Genomic DNA, 16374 nt, shown 5'->3' with positions numbered 1-16374 from the left:
GGAGGGATAATAAGGGAACGGAGGTGTGTCCACATGGGAGAACAACGGCAACGGTATAATGAAGAGTTTAAGAAACAAACGGTCAAATTTATTCAAGAGCAGACGAAGACGCTTGGCGATCTAGCAGAAGAACTCAACATTCCAAAAAGTACGTTACACCAATGGATGGGCAAGTATCGTGAACTCAAAAACGAGCCTGCAGCTAGCGCGGATCGAGTAAAAGAACTGGAAGCAGAGCTTAAAGAAATGCGTCTTTTGCTTCAAGAGAAAGAGCATACGCTTGCGGATACACAAGAAGAACTAGCTATTGTAAAAAAAGCAGTGCACATCTTCAGCAAACCAAAGCGCTAAGGTTTCAGTTTGTGGAAAACCATCGCTCCCAGTTTTCTTTGGAGAAGATGTGCACCCTGTTACACGTGTCACGGAGCGGATATTACAAGTGGCGGATGGATCGAACAAGCAAGCAGCAGCACCGGAGAGCCGAGGTCATGAAGCGTATTCGGTTTCATTTCTACGACCACCAGAAGCGGTGTGGAAGTCCTAAAATCACGCATTCGCTCCATCTGGAAGGGTACAAAATCTCTTCACGTACCGTCAGTATATACATGCGTCAAATGAATCTTCGTTCCGTGCATAGTCCCCGGTATCGTGTCCAAACAACGGATTCTAAACATCATCATCCTATTGCACCGAATACGCTGAACCAGCAATTTCAAACGTCTACACCGAACACCGTATGGGTTACCGATATCACCTACATTCCCTGCCGAGGAGGCCGGCTATATCTCGCCAGTGTTCTGGATTTGTGTACACGTGAAATTGTAGGCTGGCGCCTGTACAACCATATGGAAACGAGCCTGGTACTAGGTGCATTGAAAGATGCTTACCGAGCCAAACGCCCCGCTCCAGGATTGCTCCATCACTCGGATCGTGGCTCGCAGTACACGTCAAAAGAATACGTGGAGCAACTGAAAACGTATGGTATGGAACTCAGTATGAGCCGCCGAGGAAACTGTTACGATAACGCATGTATCGAGTCTTGGCACAGCATTTTGAAGAAGGAACTCATTTACTGTAACCCTCGTTTTAAGAATCCTGAAGAGGCCTATACCGCCATTTACCAGTACATTGAGTTCTATTACAACCGCAAGCGAATGCATGGCGCGCTAGGTTATCTTTCCCCTGCTCGTTTTGCAATGAAATTTACGGACAAATCCGTCGCGTAAGTGTCTACTTTCTTGACATAGGTCCACCAGAAGCGTTATTTTGTTAAAAACACAGGTGAAACACCCATTTTCTTGTCTTTTCTTGTCTATTTCTTAAAATAAGCTCTCCTGTGATCGTTAGAAAATAAAAAGGTGTGCTATGTCCCAAATAGCGCTTCTGGAGATCGTTAGAAAAAAACCTCATACTTTTCGCTCCCCTGTTTCGTCACTTTCCCTTGACGTGCCTCAGCACGCCTGCGGAAAACTTCCTGGCTTGGGACGAAAATTCAGCAAAACCTGCGTCCTTCAGCATTTTCAGACACACCCTAATATCCTTCTCGAGCTTATCCACTACAAGCTCACCTAAACTTACACTTCTCCAGCTTGGGCATCTTCATAAAAGTGTTGATTTAACACTACTTCTCGTCCCTGTAATCCGTTAAGTTAAGCTGAAGCACAGCATCTACAATGACTTCCCGCTCACTGAACAAAAAATTGGCTATAGATCTACCTTTAATATCCTGTACCTTATCTATCTCAACACTCCAATTTTCTGCAATTTCTCTTACATGCCGCTCGTCATATCTGTTCCCATTTCCTCTTATCCCCGCCTCAGCTTCCAACCTTGTTTCTAATTCCAATACCGTTCCTGTTTCTTCTCTATCTGTTTCTTCTCTATCTGTCTCTTTTTCTAATGCTTCTTTCATTAACTCCGGTAACCAAAATACAATGCCAACCACATGTTCAAGCTTACGAACAAGGGTCAGGTCATCAGCTTCTCGAACCATTACTAATTTGGGATACGGCGCATCCTTGAAACCTTCAATCACAATCCAGTCATAGTCCGGAAACTGGCTCAGCATTTCGTCAAGCCGGGTGTGATGCTGTTTAATAATCGCTGTTCTTTTCTGAGAAATAACCACAACAGCTTCCGCACCGGCTTTGCCAAACTGATAGGAGTCCGTGCCTTTCTGATCCATCTCAAAATGGTCATGTCCATCATGTTTGATGGCAGCAACCTTCAATCCTTTAGCAGTAAGTCCGGCAATGAATGTAGCTGTCATCGTTGTTTTGCCTGTATTTTTATATCCAACAACTTGTATGATCTTTGGCCCTGCAGCACTTGTTTTATTCATACACCATCTACCTTATTTGCCCGGTGGGTAGTTTGAGAATTGTGACTAGCTCCCCTGCTGCTATGCCCTTTTTCTCAGGCGGAATGACAATCAGGCAGTCACTGTCTTTAATCGTAATCATGACACTTGATTCATCCACACGGGAAGCTGCAGGAGCAGCATATACTTTTCCATCCCGAATGATTGTACGTCCGCGTACAAAGCGTGTGAAATTGTTCACTTTTGTATAGCCGTCCTCTAATATCACTGTCCATTCTTCCAGATACGGATAGGGGTCTGCCTGCATAGTACGAAGTGTTGGACGAACAAACAGATTAAACCCAACAAAACATGCCCCCGGATTACCCGATAGAGCAAATAACAGCTTGTCCTTATACACAGCAGCTGTCGTCACACTGCCCGGACGCATGGTGACTTTGTTAAAAAGAAGTTTCATTTGTTCTTCCAGCACAAGTTCACCCATAATATCGTAATCGCCAACGGATACACCGCCTGTCGTCACAACGATATCATTGTCCCGGATTGCTTCCTCCAGCTTCGCCCTTGCTGTATTCACATCGTCTGCAATGGCTCCGTACATGACCGGTTCTCCCCCGGCTTCAATGACCAAAGAACGTAGCATATAGCTGTTACTGTTACGAATCCGGCCTGGCTGCAAAGGATCATGGACTTCAAGCAACTCCGTTCCTGTAGCAAAAATAGCCACCCTCGGCCGTTCAAAGACCGGCACTTCAGCTACACCAAACGTTGCCAGCACAGACTGTTCACCTGCTCCGATCACTGTTCCCGCTTCGATCAGCTGTTGCCCCTCCTGTACTTCAAGCCCAATTGGAGTAATGTTAGCCCCGGCCAGAATCTGACGTTTCAGAGCAACCCAGTGCTCACCGTCTTCTTGCTTGCTTTCCGTCATCTCCATCATAACAACAGCATCTGCACCATCCGGAACTTGAGCACCGGTCATGATTCTTGCAGCCGTTCCAGGTGTAATATGATGTTCTGGTGTATATCCACACGGGATCTCATCAATAACCCGAAACCATACTTGCTGTTCACTTGTAGCCAGAGCCGTGTCTGCACTTTGAATCGCAAAACCATCCATACCTGATCTCCGGAAAAAAGGGTACGCATGCGGTGCTTTAATCGACGCTGCAAGTGTGCGACCATGTGAATCGACAAGAGGTACATGTTCCATTCGGCCTGCGGATACCTGCGTAGCAATTCTGGCCTGTGCTTCGGGCACTTGTACAGCCGTACGATGAAATTTGGCGGTGCTCATATCATATGAATCGGAAGTTTGTTTCACAGTGGTTTACCTCCTGAAGTCTTTTTCTCATTTAAGAAAGTGTAGCCCGAATATGTGCCGATGACAAGTCGATTGATCACTGAATCACAACAGGAAACATGAATTAGCCTGCAGTTGCACATAATAGCATTCGATAATCGGAGGTGAATATCCTGAATAATCACTGTGAGTTGTGTGGCAGAGAGCCCGTCGAAACAACGGTTCATCATCTGACTCCGAAGGAAATGGGTGGCAGCCTGATGCCCACAGCTAATCTATGTATTCCTTGCCACAAACAAATTCACTCGTTATATACGAATCGGGATCTGGTCTCACTTGGACTGACGGATCTGCAATCTCTGCGAACAGATGAACGTATCATTCCTTATCTGCGCTGGATCCGCAAACAGCCTGCTTCCACAATTCCTCGCGTTCGCAAATCCCATCATATCCGTAAATCATAAAAAAACAGTAACAAGGTGCTCACTGCCGCATTCGCCAGTCTCACCATGTTACTGTTTTTTCGTCATTCACATCATTGGGATCACGTCATGTTTACCTTAGCCTTTATCTTCGCCTCATAATCCTGCCGCCGCCGACCCTGGTCTTAGGCTTTTTGTAGGATTTTTTCGGTGAATCAAACAAACCACCCAAGCCTCCGCTACTTTTATTACGGTCGATGCTTCCTCTACTTTGGTCCTTTTTGCGATCAAACCAACCACTGCCAGAACCAACACTTGTGTCCTTATCACTGCCGCGCCGGGTAATGGAACCTTTTCGCTCAACCGTAAGGGGCGGAGCCAGCTTTTTATCATTGCTCGTTGGGGCTCGGTAAGAGCCAGCACTTGGTTTGTACGTATCTCTGTCTGTGTATCCCCGATAGTTTCCAGATCCTCGTCCACCAAATGTATCAAACAAATTACCAATTAAGGTTGCTGTTAGATACCCTTGCAAGAAAGAGGAGCTGTAATTCTGACGTACATATTCCTTGGAATCCACTTCGACAAGTGTATCTTCTGGCTTCTTGGGATCTTGCTGCAGATGATAATATTGATCCTGATACACCAGGAACATACGCTCTGTACTTTCTGCCGAAATCTGGTCCGGTTTTCGTTGATCGGACAATTCCTTTGCAACTTCAGGAACTGTGCGATTCTCAGCCCGATACACGTAAGACGTGGATTGACCGCTACCACTTACAGATTCAAGTGGATATGTATCCTGAACCGAAGGAGCGGCACCGCACGCAGACAACAGAGACATCACAAGGCTGAGGACTAGCATTAATTTCAATCCATGTGCCAAGCGTTTTTTCATTGGAACCTCTCCTAGTTCGAACGAATCACTTTGATATCCGCAGGAAGAATGGACTCACCCTCGTAAAGGTTAAACCTTCTGTCTTGCCATTCCACACGAAGAAGTTTGTTATCATCCGATTGATACTGCCACACCAGCTGCTCACCAGCCTGACCATAAGGTGTTCTGCCCACGGTCTGAACCATGCCTCCATACTCTTCCTCCAGATGATACACTTGGTCATCCAGTTCGAGAATGGTAGGTACCTCATCGGGGGCATCAAGTCTTCCGTCGATCGGTGAATACAAGGCATAACGTGTTATTTCACGTTCTTCTACGTGCAAATAACGAAATGCACTCCCATCCTGCAGCGTTAATACAACTGCATTACGAGCCCGATTCTGTACCCTGCCTACGACTTCATATGTGACCAGAGACACTTCACAGATATCACCAGGAGCGAGCTGAAGCATCGTTTTTTCCGATTTGGGCGGCTCCGGCTTTGCTAGTATTCCTTTAATACGTTTCCATACACTCATGCCAATTACTCCTGTTCGTTATCTTATCGGTTTACAGGCAAGCTGCAATGATTAAGGCGCCGACGATATGCAAAGCACCAGAGAACAATCCATATCCTGTTTTGCCTTGTTGTATTCCCGTATCCAGGTCCAAAGTGGCCCATTTACGAATCATAAAGTGAACGACACTTTCCAGAATCAATAAAATAACGAAAGATACGACGGAAACCAGCAGCGCTTCTCCGAGATGTCCAGCTGTTGAGATCGACGTTGCAAGCACATAACCCTGCGCGAACAACTTCATCACCATCCGGGTTGTGACCGCCATATTGCCTGCCTTAACCTCAGCAAAATCCTTGTATTTCGTAAAAAGTGAATCCACATACATCAGTACAAAAAGTAAAACTGAACCTGAAGCCGTCCAGACCAGCATCGCTAAAATGTTTAAATCCATTTAAACAGCCTCCACTTATCAACATGATTCGCATTTAAAAGCGAAGGAGAAACACGGTTCTCCTCCGCTGGTTAACCCTGCTGACTGCCAAGGTGTTAGTTTTTATTCTCGTACTGTTTCATAAGCGCAGCAAGTTCGTCTTCAACCGCCGCATCCTTGCCAAGTTTCTCGAACTCTTCATCCAGCGACTTGCCTTTGGAAGACATTTCGTTGCTTGCTTCAGCCTGAGCTTCCATCTGCATCATTTTCTCTTCCATGCGTTTCATCCCTGCACTTGCAGTGTCTGCGCTGAATCCGTTCAGAGCCTTGTTGATTTCCGTTTGTGCTTTAGCTGCATTGTAACGAGCAACCAGCGTCTCACGTTTATTTTTCATTTGAGTCAATTGTTTGCGCATCTCATCGAGCTTACCGCGAAGATTGTCTGCAGACGCTTTGTTTTGATCATAGCTGGTTTTGTATTCCACCATTTTCTCTTCCGCTGCCTTTTTCTCTTCCAGAGCACGGCGAGCAAGATCCATGTTCTGTGCACGAGCTGCTGTGTGAGCCTGCTCTTCACGTTTCTTCACAAGAGCTTCCTGTTCCTCGAACAATTGCTTGAACTTCTTCTCGATTGCGATTTGTGCGGCTACTGCTTTCTCAGCATCTTCCAGATCTTCTTGCATGTCACGGATATATTGATCCGTCATCTTGATTGGATCTTCTGCTTTGTCGATAATCGCGTTAATGTTGGACATTGTCAGGTCACGTAATCTTTTAAAAATGGACATTTGGTTTATTCCTCCCAGTGGATAGTGCATTGTATATAAAGATACATACGCAACTAATCTGCAACACGTTTCAAATTTGCAGAAAAAATTTTAAAACTTGAATCTACATTTTTTTATTTAAATGTTCATCCATCAGTCTCTCTGCAGTCTGCACGATTTCATCAATCTGCATTCGTGTGATGCTGTCAAAATGGATACCCATAATTACAGTTACTGTAACCTTCAGTTGTAAAGCAGCCTTACGAGCAAGCCGCTCACACAACTCTTGTTCCTTATGCCCCGGGATATGCACCGTTGTCCCGCTAACCCGATCATGGTCCACATAAAATGTAGATACAGCTCCAATATGAGCTTTCCCACCAGTGACCAGAAATATCTTGTCCTGCCCTGCTTCAAAAACCTCTAAACGAATGGATTTCAAATCATATGTACTCATTCTCTTCCCACCTATCCTTTTCTTCTATATCTTATATGGTGAAATTATCGCTTTCATAACCTAATTGTGGCAATGAGACTTCTCACATCCGCATAAAAGAAGTGACCATAGGGCATACCATAGAGAACGTAATTTTGATAAAGGAGGCCGTTAAAATGAGTATACGCCTCGTCATGCTCGCACTCGTTACTGTCATATGTTCCGGATTTTATTCGGCCCCTACAGTTACTGCCTCTGATCCTGTTTCTGAGACTATATCACGCGGAATGTCTAATCCGAAGGATACACCGGCCTCTAGCTCAGATGCTAGAGAAGAACAGCTGACATTGGGTCAACTTCGGCAGAAGTATGCGGATACCTTCAAAACAAATGGCCCTTCCACCAAGCAAGTTGCGCTGACTTTTGATGATGTGCCAGATCCGAGGTTCACCCCTCAAGTGCTTGATGTTTTGAAAAAATATAAGGTTCGCGCAACCTTCTTTGTTGTAGGCAGCCGTGCGGAGAAACACCCGAATCTGGTGAAACGTATGGTAAAAGAAGGGCATATTGTAGGCAATCACAGCTATAATCATCCTGAATTCAGCAAGTTATCGATGACTGCCTTTCGCAGACAAATTTTACATACGGGAGATATTCTTCATCGCCTGACCGGATATACGCCTAAAATGATTCGTCCTCCTTACGGGGACATTAATGAGGAGCAGCTACGTTGGGCCGCCAAGCAGCACTACAGCATTGTGAACTGGAATGTGGATTCTCTGGATTGGAAAGGATTGTCCAAGGAAAGGGTAAAACATAATATTCTCTCTGCGGTGAAACCCGGCTCCATTGTATTGCAGCATGCTGGCGGCGGTACAGGATCGAACCTGCAAGGTACGGTAGAAGCTTTGCCTGAAGTTATCGAGGAATTGCGGAATCGAGGATATGAATTGGTCACGTTGGACGAAATGCTTAAATTGCCCAAAGAGAAACAATAATTGAAAGAAACAGGGTGCTCCTATGTGTAGTCATGATTCATTTTCGTCATGATAACACTAAAGAACACCCTGTTTCTATTTTTGCCTTTGATTATGTTTATAATGATTTCAACTTATGAGCCTCCATAATAATAAAAGGAAGCGTTATAGCTTTATTTTAAAATGTAAAGCTCAATATCCTGAAAACCAAACGAACTTACAAATGTCTTGCTTCCAGGGATGAAGATATCGATGCGATTTCCCTTAATTGCACTACCGGCATCCAGAGCCGTTGCTACGAAAGCCTGTTTCGGCAATCCTGGATGTGTATGTCCTGTCACCAAAACCTTAGTGCCAAAAGGAATAACTTTGGGATCTACCGCAATCGTACCCAATTCCAGCGGATTTCCAAAATAATCAACGGGCCCCCATCCACCATTCTCAGATGCATCAGCGGAATATGCAGTCGCTTTAACACTTAGTGTTTTGCTGTAGTCAAAAGTTTTCCCCCAAGCCTGTACAACTTTATTATCCGAACTTACGTCCAGACTTGCAGCTGTAACCGCCTTTTCCTGCGACTTCACTTGAACTGGGGCTGCTGCTTTGTTTTCGTTACCTGGGATGGTAATTTTCAAACCGCCATAGATGTTATAAGGTGAAATGTCTTTATTTGTTTTGATTAATGTGTTCATATCAACACCATATTGTTTGGATAAGGTGAAGAAGGTGTCCCCATCTTTAGCCACATGAACGGAATCCGCGTGAGCCGGAACGGCTTGAATGAATAGAATAGATGTAAGTAGTGCGATGGCAGTTTTGGCTAAACGTTTCTTGTTATACATGGTCTTCCTCCCTCATTATGCCTGCGAAGTTAGTTGTCGGATTCGGATGGAGGAGCCCACCCTATAGGCTTTACTTGACATATTGAAGCGTTATGTATTCCTAATTCACCCCAAGCAGTATGTTTATCCAATGAATAACATATCTGCATCGTTACGTCCCCCGCACTTCCACTTCGGAAGTTTCGGCAGCCTTCAATATATCACAATCTTGTAACCTTGAACTGTAGTAAATGTTTCCATTTGGCGTTTTGAAAACATATGCAGGTAACAAAAAAGTTACTTTTCCGATTCTATCTTTTTTTCAAACAACAAAAAGGCGTTACCGGATTTTTGGATCCGATAACGCCTTTTTTAACCTTATCCTATACATAGGGTAGAATGAATGAATTAAAGCACTTTGGCCAGAAAGTCTCGTGTACGCGAATGTTTCGGTGCTCCAAACACCTCATCAGGCTTACCTTCTTCGACAATAACTCCGCCGTCCATAAACAGAATCCGGTCACCAACCTCACGTGCAAAACCCATCTCATGAGTGACAATAACCATCGTCATTCCACCTTCAGCAAGACGTTTCATGACTTCCAACACCTCTCCGACCATCTCCGGGTCAAGAGCAGATGTAGGCTCGTCAAACAGCATGACATGCGGCTGCATCGCCAGTGCTCTTGCAATCGCAATCCGCTGCTTCTGTCCACCTGATAGCTGATTGGGATACGTATCTTTTTTGTCCGCTAAACCGACCGTTTTCAGAAGATCCTCAGCAATTTTGTTCGCTTCATCTGTCGATTGCTTTTTCACCTTGATTGGCGCAATCGTGATGTTCTGCTGAACCGTTTTGTGAGGAAACAGGTTGAAATGCTGAAACACCATCCCCATTTTCTCACGCGTAGCATTAATGTTGTGCTTTGGATCAGTGATCGAAACACCTTCAAAATCAATTTGCCCGGATGTAGGCTGCTCCAACAGATTCAGACAGCGCAGGAACGTACTTTTTCCCGAACCTGAAGGGCCAATAACCACGACGACCTCACCTTTTCCGATCGTTACGTCGATGCCCTTAAGCACATCGTTTTTGCCATAAGATTTGTGTAATTGTCTAACGTCTATCACTTGCACCCAACTTCCTTTCCAATCGTCCGAGCAGCTTGGACAGAATAAATGTCATGACAAAGTAAATCGCTGCCGCAATAATGAACGGGTTCAGACCCTGGAACGTAATGTTTTTGACAACACTAGCCTGATACATAATATCCACCATACCAATGACCGAAATAATGGAGGACTCTTTAATGATCGTTACGAACTCGTTACCGATGGCAGGCAAAACGGCCTTGAAGGCCTGTGGCAGAATAATGTAACGCATCGCTGCGCCCCTGCCCATACCAAGTGAACGGGCTGCTTCCAGTTGACCACGATCAACGCCTTGAATACCGGCACGGAAAATCTCCGCGAGATACGCACCACTGTTAATGGAAAGCGTCATAATCCCAGCTTGAAGTGCTGAGAAGTTAATGCCAAAAGTTAGCGACACCCCGTAATAGATAATCATAAGTTGTACCAGCATTGGCGTCCCGCGGATCACCTCTACATAGGTTGTACCGATCCAGCGCAGAATCGCCATATTATGAAGACGGAACAGGCAGATAATCAGACCGATGATGACCCCGAATAATACGCCTAGTGCCGACAATAGGAGCGTGTAACCGATACCTGTTGCATATAAGCCTTTGTATTCCCAGAACAATTGAAAAATGTTTTGAGATTTATTGACTTTGTCAGCCATCAGGAGACTTGCTTCTGTAACCATCTGGTTGATCTTATCTTCGCTTTTCAAGCGATCCAAGGTTTTGTTTACAGAAGCTAATAACTCCGTATTGCCCTTACGAATCCCGACAGCGGCCTCAGCCTGTTCTTCGTCCGGAACTGCTGCAGCAAGACCGATAATGTCATCCAAGTAACCAGCGGCTACGGTATCTTCTACAATAGCTGCATCAACACGTTTGGTTTGTAATTGAAGCACGATGTCGGATATTTTATCCAGTGAAGTCAGCTTTGCATCAGGAATCTTCTGACCGATGGTTTCTTGAATGGATCCCTTTTGCACACCAATCTTGACATTTTCCAGTGATTTCATGTCCGGATATTTGTCTTTGTCGACATTACGAACCATAATCACTTGTTTGGATTTGTAATACGTATCTGAGAAATCAATGCTTTTCTTACGCTCGTCTGTCGGTGTCATCCCTGAAACCACCAGATCTACACGTCCGCTCTGAAGAGCGGGCAACAGTCCATCAAAGCCCATATCTTCGATAACAAGCTCTGCTCCCAGATCTTTAGCAATTTCTTTGGCAATCGCAATATCAAAGCCGACGATTTCATCTTTGCCATTGATTACTTTGTGGAATTCATAGGGTGCAAAATCGGCACTCGTCCCGAGCACCAGTTTTTTACCACCCGAACTGTTTGTCGTACCACTCGCCAGCGCTCCAGGTGCAGCCGCCGTCAGAAAAAGAAGGAACGTTAACAGCATTACGGTATAACGACTTATTAATTTCAACCTTGTTCTCCCCTTACAATGCTATAATTACTTTGACATATTGATTCATCCTCATGTTGATGACTGAGTCATTATAAAGTACAATGCATGATTATGCAATGCATTTTGGAGATCTAATCTTGACTTGTTTCTGAAAAAATACTGCAAAGATGTTATAATCAATTGGATATTTTCATCTTTACTGAAGGAGTTTACCTATGACAGCCAATAAAACTCAGATTTTCAACGTTATTGATCAATATGCTTCCCGTTTCAAAGACATTTCATCATATATTGGAGCCCATCCTGAACTTGGAAATGAGGAGTACTTAGCCTCTGCCCGTTTAAAGGAAGAATTGTCTTATCATGGATTTGAAGTTGAAGCTCCGATTCTTGGACTCGATACGGCGTTCATCGGTGTATACACTTCTAACAAACCTGGCCCTACCATTGCACTGTTATGCGAATATGATGCTTTGCCGGAGATTGGACATGCTTGCGGTCACCACTTGATCTGTATGATGAGCCTTGGCGCGGCCGTTGGCCTAAAAGCTATTGTGGATGAAGTCGGAGGAACAATCAAAGTGTTTGGTACACCTGCGGAAGAAACAAGAGGGGCAAAGGTGCCAATGGCAGAAGCAGGTCTGTTTGATGACTGTGATATCGCACTCATGGCGCATCCGTTCTATGCTTATGAAAAGTCAGGCAGCTCCTTGGCTATTGATGCCGTGCAATTCGAGTTTCATGGCAAATCTTCACACGCTGCAGCCAGCCCGCATGAAGGTATTAATGCATTGGATGCCGTCATTCAAACCTTTAACGGCATTAATGCATTCAGACAGCAAGTGAAGAGCACCGTACGTATTCATGGAATCATCAACAGTGGCGGTCAAGCCGCTAATATTATCCCGGACTATGCTTCTGCGCAGTTTTACGTACGAGCAGCTACACGTAAAGAACTAAACGTGCTGACAGAGCGTGTTATACAGATTGCACAAGGTTCTGCGCTCCAGACCGGATGTAAGCTCGTGACATCCAACTACGAAACATCTTATGATGAGATGGTGACGAATGAGACCTTCTCTGACGCGTTCAGTCAGAATTTGATGGAGCTTGGTATTCCGCAAGGTGAGATCGTCAGCGGAAACGATCACGGCTCGATGGACATCGGTAATGTTTCCCTGAGATGTCCGGCCATCCATCCTTATATCCGTGTAGTTGATGAAGTTCATACGCTGCACTCCATTGAATTTCGCGATCTAGCACTGCAAGAACGTGCACTGGAAGGCATGATATTGGGGGCCAAAGCGCTTGCTGCTACCGCTTACGACGTCTTGAGCAAACCTGAATTGCTGCAGGCGATTCGTAAGGAGTTTGAGCAAATTACTCGTTAAGCCCTTTATATTTATCACATTTCATTTATTTGTATATCTTCATGAACAACAAAAGCCGCAGTTACCGAAACTGCGGCTTTTGTATTCAAGTTCAACATCAAATCAGCTCTCACCCTGGATTCGACGATAAATATCCATATATTCCCCAGCCGATACCTCCCAGCTGTATTCTCCGCTCATTGCATTTTTCACAATTTTCTTCCATTGATCTGGCTGACGATAAAACTCTTGTGCTCGCCGAATGCTATTCATCATGTCATGAGCATTAAAGTTTGTAAACGAGAAGCCATTCCCTTCCCCTGTAAACTCATTGTAAGCTTGAACAGTATCATTCAAGCCACCTGTTTCTCTTACAAGTGGTACACTTCCATAACGCAAGGCCAGCAATTGGCTGATCCCGCATGGCTCAAATTTTGAAGGCATCAGGAAAATGTCACTACCCGCATAGAAACGACGAGACAAACCGTCATTGAATGTGATCTGAGCTGACATTTTCAAGGGATAACGATTAGCTGCTTCGCGGAACCAGTGCTCATATGAAGAATCCCCCGTACCCAGCACGGCAAATTGAATATCATCATAATAGAGCAGCTCATCCAAAATACGGCACACCAGATCAAGCCCTTTGGAATCAACAAGCCTAGTTACCATTACCATGAGCGGAGCGTCTGGACGAACCGGCAGCCCCAACTCCTTTTGTAATTCGATTTTATTTTCAATTTTTTTGGACAGGCTTGTTCTGTATTTGACCGGTATTTTATTGTCCGTTGCCGGGTTGTAACTTTTGGTATCAATGCCGTTCACAATGCCACTGAAGCGATCACCGATTGAGCGGAGTAGTCCATCCAGCCCATAACCGTAATATGAAGTCTGCACTTCCCTGGCATATGTCGGGCTCACCGTTGTCACATGATCAGAATACACAATTCCTGTTTTCAGGAAATTCACATTTCCGTAGTATTCCGCCCCATCCATCGTGAAATACCGGTCATCGAGCTCCAGGATTTCGCTAAATAACTCGTGTGGGAATACGCCTTGATACAACAGGTTATGTATGGTGAACACGGTTCGAATCCCACTATAAAATGCATCGTGAGCATAGTGAGCCTTAAGCAGCAGCGGAATCATTCCAGCATGCCAGTCATGTGTATGCAAGACGTCTGGCTTGAATTCAATTTGCGGAAGCACCTCAAGTACAGCACGGTTGAAAAAGGCAAATCGCTCACCGTCATCCATGTAACCATAGACTCCGTCCCGTCCGAAATAATATTCATTGTCTACAAAATAAACGGGGATCCCGTCAAATTCCAGCATTTCAATTCCACAATAAGCTCTACGCCAACCCAAAGGCACATCCGTAACAATTACAGGCTTCATCGCCTCTTTATATTCATCAGGAATTCCTTTATATTTTGGCAAAATCACGCGTACGTCAGCCCCGTTTTTTTTCAAAGCTTGTGGCAGTGCACCAATAACATCTGCTAGTCCTCCGGTTTTAATAAACGGATGAGCTTCCGCCGCTGCAAATAAAATATTCATGCCTTTGTCCCCCTCTTCGGTTTAAGCGTGCTATCCTCTTTTTTTACTGTCTTTTTTTTCGATTTCACGGAAGCGCTACCTTCAGCGATGGGCTCCGTTTTCCGGCGTGTATTCTTTTTTAAAATCACGATGCTAAGCGGCGGTAAATCCACTTCCAGGCTGTTTTCATGCCCGTGAAATGGAATCTTTTCCGTAGGGATGTGCATATCATTAGTTATCCCTGAACCACCGTAATCCGAATGATCACTGTTCAAAATTTCGGTATACATACCGGGACGCATGACGCCGATCCGGTAACGCTCCCTTTTGACCGGCTGAAAGTTAATGAGCACAAGGAGTGTATCCGTAGGTTTTTTTCCTTTGCGTACATATGAAATGACACTTTGGCCCTGATCATCCGGAGTGATCCATTCATAACCGTCAAAGGAATGATCAAGCTCCCATAAAGCTTTTTCACGGACGTAAAGCTCAGACAGCTCTCGTTCAAACTTGTGCAGGCTGCGGTGACTGTCATAATTCAGCAAAAACCAGTCCAGTTGATCCTCATCTTTCCATTCGATGAACTGGCCGAACTCTCCACCCATGAATAATAGCTTTTTGCCCGGGAATGTCATGAAATAACCAAGAAACGCGCGCATACCTGCGAATTTCTGCTCATAACTTCCTGGCATTTTATTCAAAAGAGACTTTTTACCATGAACGACCTCGTCATGAGACAGAGGAAGCACATAATTTTCAGAAAAGGAGTATACAACCGGGAAAGTCAGCAAATGATGTTTGGAAGGGCGGTCGTGAAAATCAGATTCCATATAATCCAGCGTATCATTCATCCAACCCATGTTCCATTTGTAATTAAAACCCAGCCCTCCCTTGTCTACCGGCATCGTGACCATTGGCCATGCACTGGATTCTTCAGCCATCGTCAAAGCATAAGGGAAATATTCAAAGATGGTTGCGTTTAATTGTTGTAAAAAGGCGACAGCTTCTTTATTCTCGAGACCACCTTCATCGTTCGTTCGATATTGGCCTGGCTGCTTTTCAAAATCAAGACGAAGCATGCTCGTAACCGCGTCAACTCGGAGTCCATCAAAATGATACATCTCCATCCAGTACAATGCGTTGGAAATAAGGAATGAACGCACCTCCGGTTTGGAGTAGTCGAAACTAAGCGTACCCCAGCCCGGCTTCTCTGCTAACATCGGATCTGCGTATTCGAATAAGGGTGTACCATCAAACAGACGCAGGCCATGCGCATCCTTGGCAAAGTGAGCCGGCACCCAGTCCAGCAATACACCAATGCCCGCCTGATGTAGTGTATCCACCAGATACATCAGATCTTTGGGTTGCCCATAACGGCTAGTTGGTGCATAAAAACCTGTATTTTGGTATCCCCATGACAGGTCATACGGATGCTCGCTGAGGGGCATCATTTCAACATGGGTATAATTCATCTCCAATAAATAAGGAACGAGCAAGTCTGCCATCTCACGGTAGTTATAAAGGCTACCATCTTCCTTGCGCTTCCACGTTCCCAGGTGCATTTCATAAATATGTAAAGGTTTGTTATACATCGTACGCTGCTTGCGTCTCCATGCGCCGTCATTCCATTTGTAACCTTCAATGGAACTTGTGACAGAAGCCGTTTGCGGGCGAACTTCCGCCTGAAAAGCATATGGATCTGCTTTGAGAACTTCGGTTCCGTCTTCCGTTAAAATACGAAATTTGTATAAAGTACCTTCTTCAATTCCCGGAAAAAAACGACTCCAAAATCCTGATTCGGGTATCTTATATAAAGGTTCCTTTTCCCCTTGCCATTCATTACGGTCCAGAGCCAGTCCCACTTCTACGGCATTTGGTGCCCATACGGTAAATCGGAATCCTTGACGGTGATCGCGAGTCTCAGGATGCGCGCCCAACATTCGATAACTGTGATGAAGATTACCTTCATGAAATAAATAAATATGCTCAGATGACATATCCGATTGTGCCAACGGTTCAATAGCCAAGGGA

16 protein-coding genes, 1 pseudogene and 1 riboswitch are annotated in these 16374 nt (G+C 44.9%); of the genes and pseudogenes, 5 read left to right on the top strand and 12 right to left on the bottom strand.

What is annotated here, in order from left to right; genetic code table 11:
• The first annotated feature begins 33 nt into the window (after nucleotides 1-33).
• Both ACUTVW_RS12785 and ACUTVW_RS12780 read left to right on the top strand, forming a co-directional pair.
• Nucleotides 34-351 (top strand): transposase, encoded by a 318-nt coding sequence (locus ACUTVW_RS12785; RefSeq protein ID WP_445646141.1) that lies wholly within the window; start codon nucleotides 34-36, stop codon nucleotides 349-351.
• An 8-nt stretch (nucleotides 352-359) separates the two neighbouring features.
• Nucleotides 360-1226, top strand: a pseudogene (locus ACUTVW_RS12780) (IS3 family transposase); the annotation flags it as partial.
• 395 nt (nucleotides 1227-1621) lie between these two features.
• Here ACUTVW_RS12780 and mobB read toward each other — a convergent pair.
• Nucleotides 1622-2341: a molybdopterin-guanine dinucleotide biosynthesis protein B gene (gene mobB / locus ACUTVW_RS12775; RefSeq protein WP_445646140.1), complete on the bottom strand. Its 720-nt coding sequence runs from the start codon at nucleotides 2339-2341 to the stop codon at nucleotides 1622-1624.
• Nucleotides 2342-2348: 7 nt separating this feature from the next.
• Nucleotides 2349-3617, bottom strand: a complete 1269-nt coding sequence (locus tag ACUTVW_RS12770; RefSeq protein WP_445646153.1) for a molybdopterin molybdotransferase MoeA — start codon at nucleotides 3615-3617, stop codon at nucleotides 2349-2351.
• A gap of 179 nt (nucleotides 3618-3796) precedes the next feature.
• On the opposite strand from ACUTVW_RS12770, the gene ACUTVW_RS12765 reads away from it, so the two are divergent.
• Entirely contained in the window at nucleotides 3797-4087 is a 291-nt protein-coding gene (locus ACUTVW_RS12765; protein WP_445646152.1) for an HNH endonuclease, read from the top strand.
• A gap of 103 nt (nucleotides 4088-4190) precedes the next feature.
• Here ACUTVW_RS12765 and ACUTVW_RS12760 read toward each other — a convergent pair whose 3' ends face one another.
• The 5 genes from ACUTVW_RS12760 to lpdD form a co-directional block, all read right to left on the bottom strand.
• Entirely contained in the window at nucleotides 4191-4940 is a 750-nt protein-coding gene (locus tag ACUTVW_RS12760) for a DUF4247 domain-containing protein (RefSeq protein WP_445646139.1), read from the bottom strand.
• An 11-nt stretch (nucleotides 4941-4951) separates the two neighbouring features.
• On the bottom strand, nucleotides 4952-5458 hold the full coding sequence (locus ACUTVW_RS12755) for a DUF4178 domain-containing protein (RefSeq protein WP_445646138.1): 507 nt from the start codon (nucleotides 5456-5458) through the stop codon (nucleotides 4952-4954).
• A 31-nt stretch (nucleotides 5459-5489) separates the two neighbouring features.
• The gene (locus ACUTVW_RS12750) at nucleotides 5490-5891 is read right to left on the bottom strand and encodes a DUF350 domain-containing protein (RefSeq protein WP_434750797.1); all 402 of its coding nucleotides are present in this window, start codon (nucleotides 5889-5891) and stop codon (nucleotides 5490-5492) included.
• 95 nt (nucleotides 5892-5986) lie between these two features.
• Nucleotides 5987-6658 carry a PspA/IM30 family protein gene (locus ACUTVW_RS12745; RefSeq protein WP_445646137.1) on the bottom strand — a complete coding sequence of 224 codons (672 nt, stop codon included), beginning with the start codon at nucleotides 6656-6658 and terminating at the stop codon, nucleotides 5987-5989.
• Nucleotides 6659-6761: 103 nt separating this feature from the next.
• Complete coding sequence (gene lpdD, locus ACUTVW_RS12740; RefSeq protein ID WP_445646136.1) at nucleotides 6762-7094, bottom strand: prenylated flavin chaperone LpdD; 333 nt, start codon at nucleotides 7092-7094, stop codon at nucleotides 6762-6764.
• 155 nt (nucleotides 7095-7249) lie between these two features.
• Here lpdD and ACUTVW_RS12735 point away from each other — a divergent pair, with 155 nt between their 5' ends.
• Entirely contained in the window at nucleotides 7250-8071 is an 822-nt protein-coding gene (locus ACUTVW_RS12735) for a polysaccharide deacetylase family protein (protein WP_445646135.1), read from the top strand.
• Nucleotides 8072-8223: 152 nt separating this feature from the next.
• Here ACUTVW_RS12735 and ACUTVW_RS12730 read toward each other — a convergent pair whose 3' ends face one another.
• The 3 genes from ACUTVW_RS12730 to ACUTVW_RS12720 all read right to left on the bottom strand — a co-directional run bounded on the left by ACUTVW_RS12730 (nucleotide 8224) and on the right by ACUTVW_RS12720 (nucleotide 11452).
• Nucleotides 8224-8892 carry a 3D domain-containing protein gene (locus ACUTVW_RS12730; protein ID WP_445646134.1) on the bottom strand — a complete coding sequence of 223 codons (669 nt, stop codon included), beginning with the start codon at nucleotides 8890-8892 and terminating at the stop codon, nucleotides 8224-8226.
• Between the two features lie 2 nt (nucleotides 8893-8894).
• Nucleotides 8895-9090: riboswitch (cyclic di-AMP (ydaO/yuaA leader) on the bottom strand.
• 189 nt (nucleotides 9091-9279) lie between these two features.
• Complete coding sequence (locus tag ACUTVW_RS12725) at nucleotides 9280-10002, bottom strand: amino acid ABC transporter ATP-binding protein (protein ID WP_445646133.1); 723 nt, start codon at nucleotides 10000-10002, stop codon at nucleotides 9280-9282.
• Nucleotides 9989-11452 (bottom strand): ABC transporter substrate-binding protein/permease, encoded by a 1464-nt coding sequence (locus tag ACUTVW_RS12720; RefSeq protein WP_445646132.1) that lies wholly within the window; start codon nucleotides 11450-11452, stop codon nucleotides 9989-9991. Before ACUTVW_RS12720 ends, ACUTVW_RS12725 begins: the two co-directional genes overlap by 14 nt.
• 197 nt (nucleotides 11453-11649) lie before the next feature.
• On the opposite strand from ACUTVW_RS12720, the gene ACUTVW_RS12715 reads away from it, so the two are divergent.
• Nucleotides 11650-12825, top strand: coding sequence for a M20 family metallopeptidase (locus ACUTVW_RS12715; protein WP_445646131.1), 1176 nt, complete (start codon nucleotides 11650-11652; stop codon nucleotides 12823-12825).
• Nucleotides 12826-12927: 102 nt separating this feature from the next.
• On the opposite strand, the gene glgA is transcribed toward ACUTVW_RS12715, so the two are convergent.
• On the bottom strand, nucleotides 12928-14364 hold the full coding sequence (glgA, locus tag ACUTVW_RS12710; protein WP_445646130.1) for a glycogen synthase GlgA: 1437 nt from the start codon (nucleotides 14362-14364) through the stop codon (nucleotides 12928-12930).
• On the bottom strand, nucleotides 14361-16340 hold the full coding sequence (gene glgB, locus ACUTVW_RS12705) for a 1,4-alpha-glucan branching protein GlgB (RefSeq protein ID WP_445646151.1): 1980 nt from the start codon (nucleotides 16338-16340) through the stop codon (nucleotides 14361-14363). The genes glgA and glgB overlap by 4 nt, the downstream gene beginning before the upstream one ends.
• Nucleotides 16341-16374: the final 34 nt, after the last annotated feature.

The sequence above is a fragment of the Paenibacillus sp. TSA_86.1 genome, from assembly GCF_052691815.1.
This window is presented reverse-complemented; position numbering and strand designations above follow the sequence as displayed.

Coding starts and splice junctions, on each gene's coding strand:
- ACUTVW_RS12785 (WP_445646141.1), top strand. CDS start 34: ATGGGAGAACAACGGCAACGGTATAATGAAGAGTTTAAGAAACAAACG.
- mobB (WP_445646140.1), bottom strand. CDS start 2,341: ATGAATAAAACAAGTGCTGCAGGGCCAAAGATCATACAAGTTGTTGGA.
- ACUTVW_RS12770 (WP_445646153.1), bottom strand. CDS start 3,617: ATGAGCACCGCCAAATTTCATCGTACGGCTGTACAAGTGCCCGAAGCA.
- ACUTVW_RS12760 (WP_445646139.1), bottom strand. CDS start 4,940: ATGAAAAAACGCTTGGCACATGGATTGAAATTAATGCTAGTCCTCAGC.
- ACUTVW_RS12755 (WP_445646138.1), bottom strand. CDS start 5,458: ATGAGTGTATGGAAACGTATTAAAGGAATACTAGCAAAGCCGGAGCCG.
- ACUTVW_RS12750 (WP_434750797.1), bottom strand. CDS start 5,891: ATGGATTTAAACATTTTAGCGATGCTGGTCTGGACGGCTTCAGGTTCA.
- ACUTVW_RS12745 (WP_445646137.1), bottom strand. CDS start 6,658: ATGTCCATTTTTAAAAGATTACGTGACCTGACAATGTCCAACATTAAC.
- lpdD (WP_445646136.1), bottom strand. CDS start 7,094: ATGAGTACATATGATTTGAAATCCATTCGTTTAGAGGTTTTTGAAGCA.
- ACUTVW_RS12735 (WP_445646135.1), top strand. CDS start 7,250: ATGAGTATACGCCTCGTCATGCTCGCACTCGTTACTGTCATATGTTCC.
- ACUTVW_RS12730 (WP_445646134.1), bottom strand. CDS start 8,892: ATGTATAACAAGAAACGTTTAGCCAAAACTGCCATCGCACTACTTACA.
- ACUTVW_RS12715 (WP_445646131.1), top strand. CDS start 11,650: ATGACAGCCAATAAAACTCAGATTTTCAACGTTATTGATCAATATGCT.
- glgA (WP_445646130.1), bottom strand. CDS start 14,364: ATGAATATTTTATTTGCAGCGGCGGAAGCTCATCCGTTTATTAAAACC.
- glgB (WP_445646151.1), bottom strand. CDS start 16,340: ATGTCATCTGAGCATATTTATTTATTTCATGAAGGTAATCTTCATCAC.